Source organism: Candidatus Methylobacter oryzae (genome assembly GCF_003994235.2).
Lineage (GTDB): Bacteria > Pseudomonadota > Gammaproteobacteria > Methylococcales > Methylomonadaceae > Methylobacter_A > Methylobacter_A oryzae.
In genome coordinates this window covers 62817-76932 of sequence record NZ_RYFG02000115.1, presented here as the reverse complement: position 1 = coordinate 76932, position 14116 = coordinate 62817, and the positions used below count along the sequence as shown (strand labels likewise).

At 46.9% G+C, this 14116-nt stretch carries 15 protein-coding genes; 4 read left to right on the top strand and 11 right to left on the bottom strand.

Going from position 1 to position 14116, the window contains the following annotated elements; translation table 11 throughout:
* Nucleotides 1-6 precede the first annotated feature (6 nt).
* Nucleotides 7-873, top strand: a complete 867-nt coding sequence (locus EKO24_RS18045) for a PHP domain-containing protein (RefSeq protein WP_127027625.1) — start codon at nucleotides 7-9, stop codon at nucleotides 871-873.
* Nucleotides 870-1307, top strand: a complete 438-nt coding sequence (locus EKO24_RS18040; protein ID WP_127027624.1) for a YcgN family cysteine cluster protein — start codon at nucleotides 870-872, stop codon at nucleotides 1305-1307. The genes EKO24_RS18045 and EKO24_RS18040 overlap by 4 nt, the downstream gene beginning before the upstream one ends.
* Here the strand turns inward: EKO24_RS18040 and EKO24_RS18035 are convergent, their stop codons facing one another.
* The 5 genes from EKO24_RS18035 to EKO24_RS18015 form a co-directional block, all read right to left on the bottom strand.
* Nucleotides 1308-1844 (bottom strand): flavin reductase family protein, encoded by a 537-nt coding sequence (locus EKO24_RS18035; RefSeq protein WP_127027623.1) that lies wholly within the window; start codon nucleotides 1842-1844, stop codon nucleotides 1308-1310.
* A gap of 236 nt (nucleotides 1845-2080) precedes the next feature.
* Nucleotides 2081-2527, bottom strand: coding sequence for a poly-beta-1,6-N-acetyl-D-glucosamine biosynthesis protein PgaD (gene pgaD / locus EKO24_RS18030; RefSeq protein WP_127027622.1), 447 nt, complete (start codon nucleotides 2525-2527; stop codon nucleotides 2081-2083).
* Complete coding sequence (gene pgaC, locus EKO24_RS18025; protein WP_127027621.1) at nucleotides 2524-3852, bottom strand: poly-beta-1,6-N-acetyl-D-glucosamine synthase; 1329 nt, start codon at nucleotides 3850-3852, stop codon at nucleotides 2524-2526. Before pgaC ends, pgaD begins: the two co-directional genes overlap by 4 nt.
* Nucleotides 3853-3913: 61 nt before the next feature.
* Entirely contained in the window at nucleotides 3914-5854 is a 1941-nt protein-coding gene (gene pgaB / locus EKO24_RS18020; RefSeq protein WP_127027620.1) for a poly-beta-1,6-N-acetyl-D-glucosamine N-deacetylase PgaB, read from the bottom strand.
* Nucleotides 5855-6051: 197 nt separating this feature from the next.
* Nucleotides 6052-6294, bottom strand: coding sequence for a PA3496 family putative envelope integrity protein (locus EKO24_RS18015; protein ID WP_127027619.1), 243 nt, complete (start codon nucleotides 6292-6294; stop codon nucleotides 6052-6054).
* Between the two features lie 284 nt (nucleotides 6295-6578).
* Here EKO24_RS18015 and EKO24_RS18010 point away from each other — a divergent pair, with 284 nt between their 5' ends.
* Together EKO24_RS18010 and EKO24_RS18005 are read left to right on the top strand one after the other, a co-directional pair.
* The gene (locus EKO24_RS18010) at nucleotides 6579-7178 is read left to right on the top strand and encodes a hypothetical protein (RefSeq protein WP_127027618.1); all 600 of its coding nucleotides are present in this window, start codon (nucleotides 6579-6581) and stop codon (nucleotides 7176-7178) included.
* Nucleotides 7179-7235: 57 nt separating this feature from the next.
* The gene (locus tag EKO24_RS18005) at nucleotides 7236-7619 is read left to right on the top strand and encodes a 4a-hydroxytetrahydrobiopterin dehydratase (RefSeq protein ID WP_127027617.1); all 384 of its coding nucleotides are present in this window, start codon (nucleotides 7236-7238) and stop codon (nucleotides 7617-7619) included.
* A gap of 85 nt (nucleotides 7620-7704) precedes the next feature.
* On the opposite strand, the gene EKO24_RS18000 is transcribed toward EKO24_RS18005, so the two are convergent.
* The 6 genes from EKO24_RS18000 to EKO24_RS17975 form a co-directional block, all read right to left on the bottom strand.
* Nucleotides 7705-8550: an HlyC/CorC family transporter gene (locus EKO24_RS18000; protein ID WP_127027616.1), complete on the bottom strand. Its 846-nt coding sequence runs from the start codon at nucleotides 8548-8550 to the stop codon at nucleotides 7705-7707.
* The gene (gene ybeY, locus EKO24_RS17995; RefSeq protein ID WP_127027615.1) at nucleotides 8547-9008 is read right to left on the bottom strand and encodes an rRNA maturation RNase YbeY; all 462 of its coding nucleotides are present in this window, start codon (nucleotides 9006-9008) and stop codon (nucleotides 8547-8549) included. The genes EKO24_RS18000 and ybeY overlap by 4 nt, the downstream gene beginning before the upstream one ends.
* Complete coding sequence (locus EKO24_RS17990; RefSeq protein WP_127027614.1) at nucleotides 9005-9982, bottom strand: PhoH family protein; 978 nt, start codon at nucleotides 9980-9982, stop codon at nucleotides 9005-9007. The genes ybeY and EKO24_RS17990 overlap by 4 nt, the downstream gene beginning before the upstream one ends.
* Before the next feature lie 3 nt (nucleotides 9983-9985).
* The gene (gene miaB, locus EKO24_RS17985; protein ID WP_143733253.1) at nucleotides 9986-11341 is read right to left on the bottom strand and encodes a tRNA (N6-isopentenyl adenosine(37)-C2)-methylthiotransferase MiaB; all 1356 of its coding nucleotides are present in this window, start codon (nucleotides 11339-11341) and stop codon (nucleotides 9986-9988) included.
* A gap of 322 nt (nucleotides 11342-11663) precedes the next feature.
* The gene (locus EKO24_RS23505; protein WP_127027612.1) at nucleotides 11664-13430 is read right to left on the bottom strand and encodes a methyl-accepting chemotaxis protein; all 1767 of its coding nucleotides are present in this window, start codon (nucleotides 13428-13430) and stop codon (nucleotides 11664-11666) included.
* Entirely contained in the window at nucleotides 13411-13941 is a 531-nt protein-coding gene (locus EKO24_RS17975; RefSeq protein WP_127027611.1) for a PAS domain-containing protein, read from the bottom strand. The genes EKO24_RS23505 and EKO24_RS17975 overlap by 20 nt, the downstream gene beginning before the upstream one ends.
* Nucleotides 13942-14116: the final 175 nt, after the last annotated feature.

Genomic DNA, 14116 nt, shown 5'->3' with positions numbered 1-14116 from the left:
ATATCTATGACTGAACGCTACGATTTACACTGCCACTCCACCGCCTCCGACGGCGCGTTATCGCCGACGGAATTAGTGCGGCGCGCCCACGAGCATGGCGTTACCTCGCTGGCTTTAACCGATCACGATACGGTTGCCGGGCTCGGCGAAGCACAGATTGCGGCAAGCGCAACAGGCATCAAATTAATTCCCGCGATAGAGTTATCAACCAGTTGGCAAAACAAATGCTTGCACGTTGTCGGCCTGGGCATTGATCCCGATTACCCTCCATTGACCGACGCTATCCGCAGCCTGCAAAACATGCGTATTGAACGCGCCGAAAAAATTGCCGAGAAGCTGGAGAAAAAACGTATTCCGGGCGCGCTGGAAGCGGTTAAAAAAGCCGCCGGCGAAGGCATGATCACCCGCACACATTTCGCCGACTTCCTGCTTTCGCAATTTCATGTATCGACTCAGCAGGAAGCTTTCGACCGCTATTTGGGCGCGGGCAAAGCCGCTTATGTGTCCACGACCTGGTCCGATATGGCGCAAGCAGTAAACTGGATCACGCAATCCGGCGGAATTGCGGTATTGGCCCATCCTTTGCGTTACAAGCTGACCGCCAGCTGGATGAAACGGCTGTTAGCCGCATTCAAGGAAGCAGGCGGACAAGGAATAGAAGTGGTCACAGGCCGCTATAATAGCGATGAAATACGAACGGTTGCCGGTTATGCAACGCGCTTTGAACTGGCCGGCTCGGTCGGCTCCGACTTTCACAGTCCGGCTAATCAATGGGTGGAATTAGGCCGGCTTGCACCATTACCCGAGAATATCAAACCAGTATGGGAATTGCTCGGCCCTCAACCGCAATCTGTTAATGAGGCCCTTGTATGAATTTTTGGGAAGCTAAAAAACTCTCCGAAATGTCCACCGAAGAATGGGAGTCATTATGCGATAACTGCGGCAAATGCTGCCTGCATAAACTCGAAGACGAAGACACCGGCGACATTTACTTTACCAGTGTCGCCTGCAAGCTGATCGACTTGGAAACTTGCCGCTGCACCCGTTATGCCGAACGCACGCGATTAGTCCCGGAATGCCTGGATTTAAAACAATACGACTTTAACGAATACGACTGGCTGCCGGCAACCTGTGCTTACCGGCTAGTGAACAATGGCGAACAACTTCCGCCCTGGCATCCGCTGCTGTCGAAAAGCTCCGCTAGCGTCCGGAAAGCCGATGTTTCAATCAGCAGTTATGCGCTAAGAGAATCCGAAGTCGACGACATCGACGACCTGGAAGACTACATTATCGAATGGCTGGAGTAATTATTTCATCTTGGAAGGCAGCTGGATTCTTTCGCCGGCAACCATGAACGCACCTTCGCCAAGATGATGAATCGTCTGTGGATTTTTCTTGTTTGGGTCAATCCAGGCATTAACAACTTTTAAAACAAAGAGATTATATTTTTCGACCATATCCTCGTCGACAACCTTGCATTCAAGATTCGCGTAACATTCATCGATAAGCGGCGCATCGACATGCGAGGCTGCCACTGGCGTGAGTCCGAACGCATTGAACTTGTCGACCGTTCGGCCGGAACAATTCCCGCAATCGACTACCTTCTGCGCCAATTCCACCGTTGGGATATTGATTACACATTTCTTGGTTGCTTTCAAATTATCAAAACTGAAGTTCCCGCTGCTGATCACGCAGCCAACCAGCGGCGGCTCAAACTCCAACATCGTGTGCCACGACAAAGTCATAATATTGGCTCGTCCTTCTCTGGCGGTAGTAAGCAGCACAACCGGCCCCGGCTCAAGCAGGCCATAAACCCTAGACAAGGGGAAAGCTTCTTTCGACATATTAGGACCTCTTGTTATCCGGTAAACATGTATTTGCTACCGGATTATAAAGAATGTACAGCTATCGGATAAGCACTAAATGAAGAAACTATCGCTAGTAATTTAGCGGACTACGTTCCCCTGCCCAAATTATCATTTTTTAATTTAAAATGTACGGTAGTTTCAACGGCAACATAATTGGTACGAGTACTTAAAGCCGCTCATGCTAGCAAGTTTCACACGTAGACGAGCAACATCTATCGGTCTATATGCGGATCAAGATGAACAATATGCCCGTGATCGTCAAAATAAACGGTAATCAACGCCACCTTCCGGCACTGTTGCAATTCATCGTTTTTTACCTGATAAAACGCGCACAATTCCGCATCGTTAACAATATTATTAGCCGATGGAATTAGCACCCTGCTCCGTAAAGCGCGGTAGATAATCCAGCACAACCAAAGTGCAACCATCACCAGTAAGGTTACAACGTAAATCTGCATCAGTTCCAGCAAGCTTTTATAGCCGCCAAACCAGCGCATTTCGTTGATCATCTTTCTATCGCCGAGCACCCAGCTAATTAAAGTGGCCAACGGAACCAACAAATAAATCCACATGGTCCAGCAAACAGCCCAAGCCAATACGGCCCCAACCCGTTTTTGCAAGCTTTGTAGCTGCGGTGTATTAATAATGTATTCTTTCATTTTTCGCGCAAGCCTCTGTCCACGGTTACCCAGATGGCGCGTTGCCCGCGTTTCTTTTTTATCGCCCTGACCGAGCCGATAATGGTAGTACCGACGTTGATAAGCCAGTACACGATCGGATACCACACCATCCAGTAATAGTATCTCGATACGCCTCCGGTACGGGATTCGTAATGCGAATCGATGAACAGGCTGACTCCGAATTGTATAAGACAAGTCAGGCTCAGCAGCATGCTGGTCCAATTCGGGCTAAGATCGTGCAGCGACTCATTGGTCGATTCGCTAAACAATTCCACCGGAACGTAAAGCACGTGCAACAGTATCAAAAATGCCCAACAAATGCTGATCAGGCATTCGCCGTACAACAGCCACATGCCCCGGGACGACCAGCGGAATAGGCCGCGAAAATAACGCAACAACACTTCGGTTCCGCCCTGAGCCCAACGCGAGCGCTGCTTCCATAAACCATTCAGCGTTTCCGGCATCAGCACCCAGCACAATGCGTTCGGTTCAAAATAGATCGACCAGCCGGCCAGTTGCAGTTTCCAACTGATGTCGATATCTTCGGTGACCATGTCGTTACTCCAATAACCGACATCGTGCAATGCGGATTTACGAAAAGCCGCGATAACGCCTGAGACGGTAAATACCTGTCCATAAGACCGTTGCGCCCGCTTGATCATGCCGACGATAGCCGAAAATTCGCCGACCTGAATCCGCCCTAATAACGTGGAACGGTTGCGAATGCGCGGATTGCCGGTAACGGCGCCGACATTCGGATTATCCTGAAAATGCCTTACCATCCAGGCAATAGCTTCGGGCGCCAGCAACGCATCGCCGTCTATGCAAATCAGGATTTCGCTGTTGGCCAGTAACGCAGCGGTACGCAAGCCCATTGCCTTGCCCTGATTGGTATGCAAATTGACCACGCGAAGCTGGTCGTGCTGTCCGGCTAACTCCTGCAGTATCTCCAGGGTGTTATCTTTACTACCGTCGTTAACGGCAATAATCTCAAAATCCGGATACTTCTGGTGTAATAGAATTTCCACCGTTTCGCGAACATTATCCTCTTCGTTGTAACAAGGAATCAAAATAGAAACAGGCGGATATTCCGTTAATTCGGGCAGATGTTCGGCATTGCCTTGCTGATGCCATTCGTAGCGAAAATAAAAAATAATCGCGCCAAACATCCAAATATAGGCCATAAACAAAGGATAATAATAAATAAACCCTTGAATGTAATCATCCAGCGGCTCCCATACAGAAACAAAATCATGCCATTGGCTCTGCAATATAACAGTCAGGCTCTGCAATGAAGTATTCATGATTTTTCAGGGCAAACGGCATTGCCCGACTTATTCAGGTTAATTAAAACAAAAGACATGGTTAAGGCTGTGTAGGAAGTGAAAAATGTTGTTGTAAATCCGCCAAGCGCGGCTGATCCTCAAAAACATTATCGGGATAGTAACCGATATGATTGACGCCAAGCTTTTTCAGTAATTCCAATTGCCCGTTAAATACCGGCATTGGAACTTTCTGCTGGTTTTTCCAGTTGACCGATTGCAACTCGAACACGGTCTTTTTGAGCCCTTCAGGCTGTTTGGCCGCCGTTTTTACCAGTTCCGTAAGCCACTGATCGGGATTTTCAGCCTCTTCCATAAACGGCATGGCTTCAATAGCGACATAATCGTAATGCGCCAAGAAAGATTTAAAAGACTGCGCATACCATTCCTCGCTGTAGGGCTGCAACAAAGGCAACGCATAAATGTTGCGCGCGGTCTTTATGCCAGGCCGATAAATGCGTACCCGGCTTGCCAACTCGTCGGTAAATTGATTGATCAGCTCGGTTTTATGTTGTGCCCAAGCCATGCGCATTTCACTGGTTGCGTGCAATTGCTCAAATTGATCGGGCAAGCCCCATACCTCTTTCGCATAAGCCAACGCTAGCGGCGATACGTCCTCATAATCCGACAAAATTCCGTCATCATGAAACAGGATGCCGTCAAAGCTGCAATGCTTGGCTAAGTCTTCATAAATTTCAGCCACATATTGACGCGCTTCGGGATTAAACGGTGAAAGACGGGTATAAACATGACTGGCTTTTTGCGTCTTGCCGTCGCGCCATTCCTGGACATACCAGGACTCCGGCGCTTTGCCACGATAAGCCATGATAGGCATCCAGGCATACACCCTAACTCTTGCTTTCGTTTTTAATTGCCAGGCAACCCGGCTGAACAAATCCTGTTTTACCGGCAAGTGCCGATTCGGAAAATATAACGCATCGGCATTACCGTCGCCGTCTGGGTCGGCATAGGCCTGCAAATAAACGGTATTGATGTGCATGTCTTTGATGCGCTGAATCACGGCATCCAGATTATGCTCGCTTTGCTCGGAATCCTTATCGTAAAGATAATCCATATCCAGATGCGCTACTCGTAAAGACTGATCGACGCGTAGCCCGGTAACAATTTTTGCAAATTGATCAACGTCGGGATTATCGACCATAATCAAGCGGCGTAAAGCGCTGACATCCGCTATTGTATTAGTACCGTCCAACAATCCCATCGTCATCGGCATTCCAGCCTCACGCGATGCCTGAATGGTGATTTGGTTATATTCTCCATACGGCCAAACCATCACTCGGGGCCTGATTCCGGCATGTTGAAAGATGAATTCGGCGCTTTTTCGTAAAGCGGCATGGATACGTTCACGATACTGTTCATCGGTTTCATAAACCAGCATCGGATCGTCATATAAACGCGTAACCGCGGCAGCCTGGGAATTGGCTTGCGGATTCGCATTAATACCTTTATGCAAATCGTAACTGTGCGAGGCCACTTCGACTAAACCGGACTGCACCATTTCTCTTACCTGTGCCCAGTTCAGCAAGGGCTTGCCCGGTTCGTCAGCAGTGACATTACCGTCCATCCAGGTACCCACCAGCGCCACCGTGGCAGGATAATGATATTTTTTTAACAGCGGAAAAACTCGCGTGTAAAAACTCAGATAACCGTCGTCAAAGGTCAACAGCGCGGCCTTATCGGGCAATGAGTCTTTGCCCGCGGCCGCATCAAGGACATTCTGTACGCTGACAATCTTGAAACCTTTTTTTTTCAACCAGTCCAGATGCTGTTCAAGATGCTCGACACCGACATCCATCTTATCAAGTGAACGTTGAGCGTCTTCTGCGGTAAGTATGTCGTGATAATTGAGAACAAGAAAGGAGTGTTCTTTGGCGGATGCTGTGCCGAAACAAACAATAAGAAAAATTAACAAACACGCTTTATTTAAGTAATGGACTGCTGTAACAGGGGTAAAAATAGTCATGGTATCCGGATTGCAAAAAGAAAACTCACCAACGGGCGATAATATTAACCGAAAAACGTGCAAACCGGATTGAATAATCGGCTGAACATGATCATCCAGCCGACTTTCGACTGCAAAATCTGTTACTTAACAAAAAACTCTATTATTTCCTTACAATAAATAAACGCAACCTGACTCCTCAGGCTGTTACTACTCAATTAAAAATCGAGATCCTCATCATAAAACTCACCAAGCTGTTCCTGTAGGCGTTTTTTCTCCCAGTACAACTCAATCTTCCTGCGCGCCGCCATTTTCTTTGCCGCTCGCTCACTTTCATTAGGAAGTGTTATATATTCATTGCTCAAATCGAAGCCTTCAACATCAAGATCAACTTCATCTTTGTTTTTGTCGACACCAACTTCAGGCGCTGATTTATCTGGTACGGATTTAGAAACTTTCATAGTCGTAATCAATCTAGCTTTAAAAATTCACTTTTTAATTATTTATGACAAGCTTGTAAAGCGAAATTTTAATTCTACCGTAATAAAATTTTCGTAATGGATATAGGCTCGGATATTTATTTTAAAAAACGATCAAACGCTTAGAAGAGCTATACGTAATCAGTGTCTTCGTTTTTTATATCTTACGGTTTACCGGCTCGTAATCATATTTTTTACCTAATGACTTTTTAAAGATTACAATGTTTACAGACAGAATAATCGTACTTAACAAAACACTGTAATTTATGAAAGCAAGCATACACATTCTAATCGCTATCGCCTGTATTGTATTGACCGCATGTTCTACTACCCAAGAAATTAAAAACGACGTAAGCGCTATGCCGGCTCCTGATAAACGCCCGCCAATATCCGAGAACTCATCGCAACAGTCCGGCCAGAATCCACCGCTAACCTGGACTAAAGACGACAAAACATTAAGCTTGGTCAGGATCATGGATGGCGGAGCCTGTAAAAACAATTTTCAAGGCGCCAAAGGTGCATTTCTCGTTTATGCTTATCCAGCCGACGTAGAGAGAATCAAAAGCGAGAAAGGAACGAAAATTTTCGGCGACTTTGAAAATAAAATCCAAGCATTTTCGCTAGAAGCGCTACAAGATGCGATCAATGCAACCAATCTTGCAGAAGATCCTTTTGCGTTGGGCGCAGATCAAGCACAAGAAAAACTGACCAAACAATTGTCTACCAACTTCCGCAATAGCGTGGCCGGTGCGGTTAAATCATTCCAACAACAAACAACTTTAACGATTGATATTGTCCCGTTCGCACCGTCATTTACTTTTTATCAACAAGGCTGCGAAGCCACACATCAGGAGCCGGAGAACTAGCTCTAAGATTAGGTTATCCGGGTTTCTCATAAGCAAACAAGCATGAGGTGAGTCATTATGGGCTGGAGAGAACGTACACATGAAGACACTTATTCCGATGCCGATATCGAACAGCGATTAAAGGAGGAATTACCGCACTGGTATTACGAAAACGGCTGGATTCGACGTAAATATAAAACCAGCGGTTGGAAAGCGACATTAATGGTAGTTAATACGGTAGGACACTTGGCTGAAGCCGCATTCCATCATCCGGACCTCACCGTTTCTTATGCCTTTGTGATCGTTAAGTTAATGAACCACGCGGCAAAAGGCATTACCAACAAAGATTTCGAATTAGCGCATAAAATCGAAGAAGTGATCATGTGGCAACCCGGTAAAGAGGGCGGCGCATTGGAAGGAACGCCGGATGATCCGAGATTTAAATACATCAAATACGATTAAGTTGAATTCCCTGCTTGCTTTGCTACAGATCAACCAATTTTCAGGTAACGCAAGCAGGGCTATCGCAGTCCTACGCCACGGTAAGTCAGTGCTCAATTATTTTTAGTTTTAGCAAATGTACGCGTCGGCTATCTGCCCGAATAACTTCAAACTTCATTGTATCGACGACAAGACTCTCGCCTTTTTTGGGCATATGCTCAAGCTGACTCACAACAAAACCGCCGATGGTGTCGTATTCATCGGTTGCCAGATGCGTTGAAAAATATTCATCAAACTCTTCTATAGGCGTCAACGCTTTAATCATGTATTCATTCGAACTGCGCTGAAAAATATAACCTTCGTCTTCATGATCGTCATGTTCGTCTTCAATCTCCCCGACAATTTGCTCTAACACGTCTTCAATGGTGACCAGGCCTGCCGACTGGCCGTACTCATCGACAACAATGGCCATATGGTTTCCGTTGGTGCGCAATTCTTTCAACAATACGTTTAAGCGCTTACTTTCCGGCACTACACATGAAGGCCGCATTATTTGATGAACTTTCAAAGTCTTGTTTTCCAGAATGCGGGCCAGCAAGTCTTTAGCTAACAACACGCCAACCACTTTACTCCGATCGCCATCGATAACCGGATAGCGCGAATGCCCAAATTCGGTAACCAGCGGCATAATAGTCTCCAGCTCGGCATCTTTGGGTACAACAACCATTTGAATACGGGGGATCATAATATCCCTGACCCGCATCTGAGACACCTGTAGAACGCCTTCAATCATGGATAATGCATCCGTATCCAATAAACGTTTTTCCCGGGCTTCTCTTAATATTTCAAGTAGATCTTCAAGGTCTTGCGGCTCCCCGGTCAGTAAATGGCTGATCTTATCGACCCAGCTTTTCTGCGGGGAGTTTCTACTTGGGGGTTGTTCGTCACTCATTTATCGTTTACCTCTATATAAGGATTATTTATATGTAATTTATGCAAAATTGCTATTTCTTTATTTTCCATAAGCTCGGCCTCATCGTCGTCGATATGATCATAACCCAGCAAATGCAATACGCCATGCACAATAATATGCGCCCAATGATGCGATAATATCTTACCTTGTTCCCGCGCTTCTTTTTCCACTACCGGCGCGCATATGACCAAATCGCCCAGCAAATCCAGCTCAATACCTTCAGGCAAATCGGCAGGAAAACTCAGGATATTGGTTGGCCCTGACTTATGGCGGTATTGCTCATTGAGTTCGGCGCTTTCTTGTTCGTCAACAATACGCACCACAATCTCGGCGTCCCGTTCATAATCCTCCAGCGCCGTATCAACCCAGAGCTGGATTTGTTGCCGCTCCGGCTGCTCTACGGATTCAAAAACAACCTGGACTTCTATTTGATTCACGACTCACCCTTGTGAGTCTTTTCATAAGCTTCATACGCACAAACAATACGCTGCACTAGCGGGTGTCTAACTACGTCGCGCGCATTGAAAAAAGTAAAGCTGATGCCTTCCACATTCTTTAATACTTCAAGCACATGCCGCAAACCGGACATTTTTTCCGACGGTAAATCGATCTGGGTCACATCGCCGGTAACCACAGCCGTCGACCCGAAACCCACGCGAGTAAGGAACATTTTTATTTGTTCGATAGTGGTGTTCTGCGCCTCATCCAGGATAATAAAAGCATCGTTCAGCGTTCTGCCGCGCATAAAAGCCAACGGCGCCACTTCTATAATGCCTTTATCGATCATTTTTTCAACTCGTTCAAAACCGAGCATGTCGTACAGCGCATCATATAAAGGCCGTAAATAAGGATCGACTTTTTGCGCCATATCGCCCGGTAAAAAACCCAGTTTTTCACCGGCCTCTACCGCCGGACGCACCAGAATAATCTTTCTGACCTTTTCGCTTTGCAGCGATTCAATCGCACAAGCAACGGCCAGATAAGTTTTGCCGGTTCCAGCAGGTCCGACGCCAAAATTAATATCGTGAGTCACAATTTTCCTCAGATATTCCTGCTGGTTAATCCCTCGCCCCCTGATCATTCCGCACTTGGTCTTGATCGTTACGTTTTGCTGGGACGATGTTGCTGCCGGAGCGTCCAATAACTCTTCGATGGATGAATCCTGCATGGCTAAATGCACGAGCTCGGAAGTCAACTGTTCTTTTTCGGTACTGGCAAATAATTTTTCCATCACGGCACAGGCGGCCTTTACAGAGCTGTCTAAGCCCGTTACCCTAAACTGATTGCCGCGATTAGCGATCTCGACCTGAAGACGCGACTCAATCTGCCGCAAGTGAGCGTCAAACTGACCGCAAAAATTAGATAACCGGCCATTATCGGCAGGCGACAGAGAAATTTCCTGTGAAATCATAAATCAATTCTTAGCAACAATTTTTTCAACGGAAGTATCAACTATCCGGCCTCGTAGAGAATTAGGCAATGCCTCCGCAATCAGCACATCGACAAACTGTCCGGCCAAACGGGGATGCCCGATAAAATTAACGACCCGATTATTCTCCGTTCTGCCCTGCATTTGCAACGGATTCTTTTTAGACTGCCCTTCAACCAGCACAGTTTGCACGGTACCGATCATACTCTGCGAGATAGCAGCCGTCATTTCATTGATACGGTTTTGAAAACGTTCCAAGCGCTGTTTTTTAACTTCCGCCGGCACATCGTCCGGCAAATCAGCCGCCGGCGTTCCAGGACGCGGACTATAAACAAAACTGAAAGATAGATCGAAGCCGACTTCTTCAATGAAAGACATCGTTTCTTCAAACTCGGCATCGGTTTCACCGGGGAAGCCGATAATAAAATCGGATGACAAGTAAATATTAGGCCGCACTGCGCGTAACTTGCGGATAATCTCAATATAGTCGGCGCGCGCATGTCCGCGCTTCATCATTTTCAAGATATGATCGCTGCCGCTTTGTACCGGCAAATGCAGATGATCAACCAACTGCGGAATTTCGGCAAAAGCCTCGATCAGTTCATCGGTAAATTCCATCGGATGCGATGTGGTGAAACGAATACGATCAATGCCTTCCACCGCAGCCACATAATGCAGCAATAACGCAAAATCGGCGATATCGCCGTCATCCATGACACCACGGTAGGCATTAACATTCTGGCCTAACAGATTGATTTCCCGGACACCTTGCTTGGCTAATGTAGTAACTTCAGCGATTACGTCATCCAACGGGCGGCTGATTTCTTCGCCGCGGGTATAAGGCACTACGCAGAACGTACAATATTTGCTGCATCCTTCCATCACAGAAACAAAAGCCTTCGGACCTTCCGCCCTGGGTTCCGGCAATGCATCGAATTTTTCAATTTCAGGAAAGGAAACATCGACAACAGTTTTTTGATGACTTCGCGCCTGATCCAGCAGCTGCGGTAAGCGATGCAGGGTTTGCGGTCCAAATACAATATCCACAAACGGAGCCCGCTTTTGGATAGCGGCACCTTCCTGGCTGGCGACGCAGCCGCCAACACCGATAATCACATCGGGACGCTTGTCTTTAATCTTGCGCCACTTACCCAACGCCGAAAATACCTTTTCCTGCGCTTTTTCACGTATCGAACAAGTATTCAGCAGCAAAACATCGGCTTGCTTGGGGTCGTCAATTAATTCAAATCCATGTGAAGCATTGAGCACATCCCGCATTTTATCGGAATCGTACTCGTTCATTTGGCAACCGTTGGTTTGAATATAAAGTTTTTGTGTCATATTTTTAATAGTAAATCATCCAAAAATCACTGAGGCCACACCCCCGAGCTTAAAGTCCGCGTCTTAAGTTCATTAAAACGGAACGGCGGTGGCTAAGCCACCTTGTAATAATGAAAAAAGCCCTGGACAATCGGCCAAGGCTTAGTTATTGATTATTATAACCTGAAGACTATTTAAACAGAAACCGTAGGCAGGAACAAGGACGGACGCCGCCGATACGAGGCTCTTCGCTAAGTTCAATAGAAATGGCCCGAACAACGCAGTGTGTATATCCGCTTTGTAATTGCTCGAGCCTGATTCTCAAACTGAATTACCACCCAATTTAAAACTCTTCCCACTCATCGCTAATAGCCACCTGTAATTGCGGCTTTGCTTTAACGGGCGCAGGGCTTTTATTTACCTTTGGAATTGCAGGCTTAGAAACCTGCAAGCTCGCTAAACCATTATCAACAGTAAAGCGTCCAACGGTAGCCGACAAGTTTTCCGCCTGCTCTTCCAACGACTCGGCTGCTGCAGCAGCCTGTTCCACCAACGCGGCATTTTGTTGAGTCACTTCATCCATTTGTCCAATAGCCTGATTAACCTGCTCGATACCGGAAGTCTGCTCAACAGAAGCGCTTCTGATCTCCGACATGATGATTGTGACACCGCGAATGGCGCTAACAATTTCCTCCATGGTTTTCCCGGCTTGGGCAACCAATTTAGTACCGTCTTCAACTTTTTCTACTGAGTCGCCAATCAGGTTTTTGATCTCTCCTGCCGCAGCAGCCGCGCGTTGAGCAAGATTGCGCACTTCTCCAGCCACGACGGCGAAGCCGCGGCCCTGCTCGCCGGCGCGAGCCGCCTCCACCGCCGCGTTCAAAGCAAGAATATTGGTCTGAAAAGCAATGCTATCGATCACGGAAATAATATCGACAATTTTCCGGGAAGACTCATTGATTCCTTCCATGGTCGCCACAACCTGATCAACTACCGTAACGCCCTTGCCTGCAATATCTGTAGCCCCTACAGCAAGTTGGTTGGCATGCTGGGCGTTTTTAGCATTATTCTGAACGGTGGCAGTCAGTTCTTCCATGCTGGCAGCAGTTTCTTCCAGGCTGGCTGCCTGCTCTTCAGTGCGATGCGATAAATCGTTATTGCCGGCGGCAATTTCCTTCGCGGCAGTATTAATGCTGATAGTCGAATCCTTGATATCTCCCACCAGTCCCTTAAGGTTTTCCACCGTGCCGTTCATACTGGCGATTACCGCGCCAAAAGTCCCCGGATAGCTCTTTGTGATAGTTTGAGTCAGGTCGCCTGCGGACAATGCACTCGCAATCAGCGATATATCATCAAGACTGCTCAAAGCATCGAGCGAAAAATTAATATCCTCTTTCAATCGTCCCAAATCCCCTTTTCCTTCCGCCTGAACTCGCTGACTGATGTCACCCTGAGCAACGCTGCCCATAACCTTACCTACGTCTCCCAGCATGGTTTGCATTGTCATCATCGCGCTCATCGCATTATCCACAGCCACCCTGTATTCGCCTTCGACATTAACATCGACTTTTTCATTGAAATCGCCGTTAGCCATCGCGGTCATAAGCTTAGTAATCGCGCTTGTCGTGGCAGACAATGTTCTTGCGACAGCATTAAGTTGTTTCAGGGCTAACGCAAATCCGCCATGTAACCCTTGTGGATAGCTTTTTCTGGAAAAGTCGCCATAAATGACGTAGGCCATGGAGTAATACATATCTACCTGGGCAGTCTCTACTTGGTCCATCAAATTATTTAGCGCCCAAGCCAGCTGCTGAAGCGGCCGCTCTTTGCCGCCGATATAAGTCAGCCGGACATCCACGGAGCCTTGCGCCCACTCGTGACTTGCATTGAGCAACTTATCCAGCAACTCCCGGTCGGCCGTCCTTAATTTGCTCCACCAAACGGCAGATAAAATGGAGAGGACCGTTAGCAGCGAAGAAATAATCACCCCGCCTACTACTTCAAACAGGCCGAGGACAAGCATCCACAGATAAATCAGTGAACCACCCCATGCAATAGCAACAGCCGCTAAGGCAATAGCTTCATTATTTTTAAAGCGACTGTAGTACATTGATCAGCTCCTCGTAAGTAACGCCTTTATCTTTTAATACATTAGCCAATACAGCGCCCGAAGCCTCCATAGCGTGTTTAGAGCCCGCGTTCCGCTCGGCATCCAACATGGCGCGATACACATCCGCCACAATCGGAATAGCCTTAGGATTAGGCATCCGGCGCACGGAGGTGTAGCCGACTTTTTGTTTATTTTTATCTATTAAAGGCGCGACATGGGTAAATACCCAGTAAAACCCGCCATCTTTTGACATATTTTTAACATAGGCAAAGATCTCCTTATCTTCTGCCAAATAGTCCCACAATAACTTAAATACGGCTCTAGGCATGTCAGGATGACGGATGATATTGTGCTGGCTACCGAGAAGTTCTTGTTCTTCATAGCCCGAGAACTCGATAAAAATCTCGTTCCCATAAATAATTCGCCCCGTAAGATCGGTTTTGGAAACGATGAAATCATTTTCCCGCATCACCCTCTCCTTGGTGGTTGGGACAATATCTTTTCTCTTCATTATTCTTCCTCAGTTAATTATTCGGCTAACAAAGCGTCCGCAATTTGTTTACCGGTTTATTATTATCAATAGTCGTGTATATCCTGAATCAAGCCCGACTTTATAATATGTTTCAATCACTCCTCTGTTGCCGCTGTGCCGTATCTCACGGAAGAGCAGCGTAGCCAGCTGGCAA

What these genes read in the sequence shown, in the direction of transcription:
- EKO24_RS18045 (WP_127027625.1), top strand. Translation starts at nt 7, where the DNA reads ATGACTGAACGCTACGATTTACACTGCCACTCCACCGCCTCCGACGGC.
- EKO24_RS18040 (WP_127027624.1), top strand. Translation starts at nt 870, where the DNA reads ATGAATTTTTGGGAAGCTAAAAAACTCTCCGAAATGTCCACCGAAGAA.
- EKO24_RS18035 (WP_127027623.1), bottom strand. Translation starts at nt 1,844, where the DNA reads ATGTCGAAAGAAGCTTTCCCCTTGTCTAGGGTTTATGGCCTGCTTGAG.
- pgaD (WP_127027622.1), bottom strand. Translation starts at nt 2,527, where the DNA reads ATGAAAGAATACATTATTAATACACCGCAGCTACAAAGCTTGCAAAAA.
- pgaC (WP_127027621.1), bottom strand. Translation starts at nt 3,852, where the DNA reads ATGAATACTTCATTGCAGAGCCTGACTGTTATATTGCAGAGCCAATGG.
- pgaB (WP_127027620.1), bottom strand. Translation starts at nt 5,854, where the DNA reads ATGACTATTTTTACCCCTGTTACAGCAGTCCATTACTTAAATAAAGCG.
- EKO24_RS18015 (WP_127027619.1), bottom strand. Translation starts at nt 6,294, where the DNA reads ATGAAAGTTTCTAAATCCGTACCAGATAAATCAGCGCCTGAAGTTGGT.
- EKO24_RS18010 (WP_127027618.1), top strand. Translation starts at nt 6,579, where the DNA reads ATGAAAGCAAGCATACACATTCTAATCGCTATCGCCTGTATTGTATTG.
- EKO24_RS18005 (WP_127027617.1), top strand. Translation starts at nt 7,236, where the DNA reads ATGGGCTGGAGAGAACGTACACATGAAGACACTTATTCCGATGCCGAT.
- EKO24_RS18000 (WP_127027616.1), bottom strand. Translation starts at nt 8,550, where the DNA reads ATGAGTGACGAACAACCCCCAAGTAGAAACTCCCCGCAGAAAAGCTGG.
- EKO24_RS17990 (WP_127027614.1), bottom strand. Translation starts at nt 9,982, where the DNA reads ATGATTTCACAGGAAATTTCTCTGTCGCCTGCCGATAATGGCCGGTTA.
- miaB (WP_143733253.1), bottom strand. Translation starts at nt 11,341, where the DNA reads ATGACACAAAAACTTTATATTCAAACCAACGGTTGCCAAATGAACGAG.
- EKO24_RS23505 (WP_127027612.1), bottom strand. Translation starts at nt 13,430, where the DNA reads ATGTACTACAGTCGCTTTAAAAATAATGAAGCTATTGCCTTAGCGGCT.
- EKO24_RS17975 (WP_127027611.1), bottom strand. Translation starts at nt 13,941, where the DNA reads ATGAAGAGAAAAGATATTGTCCCAACCACCAAGGAGAGGGTGATGCGG.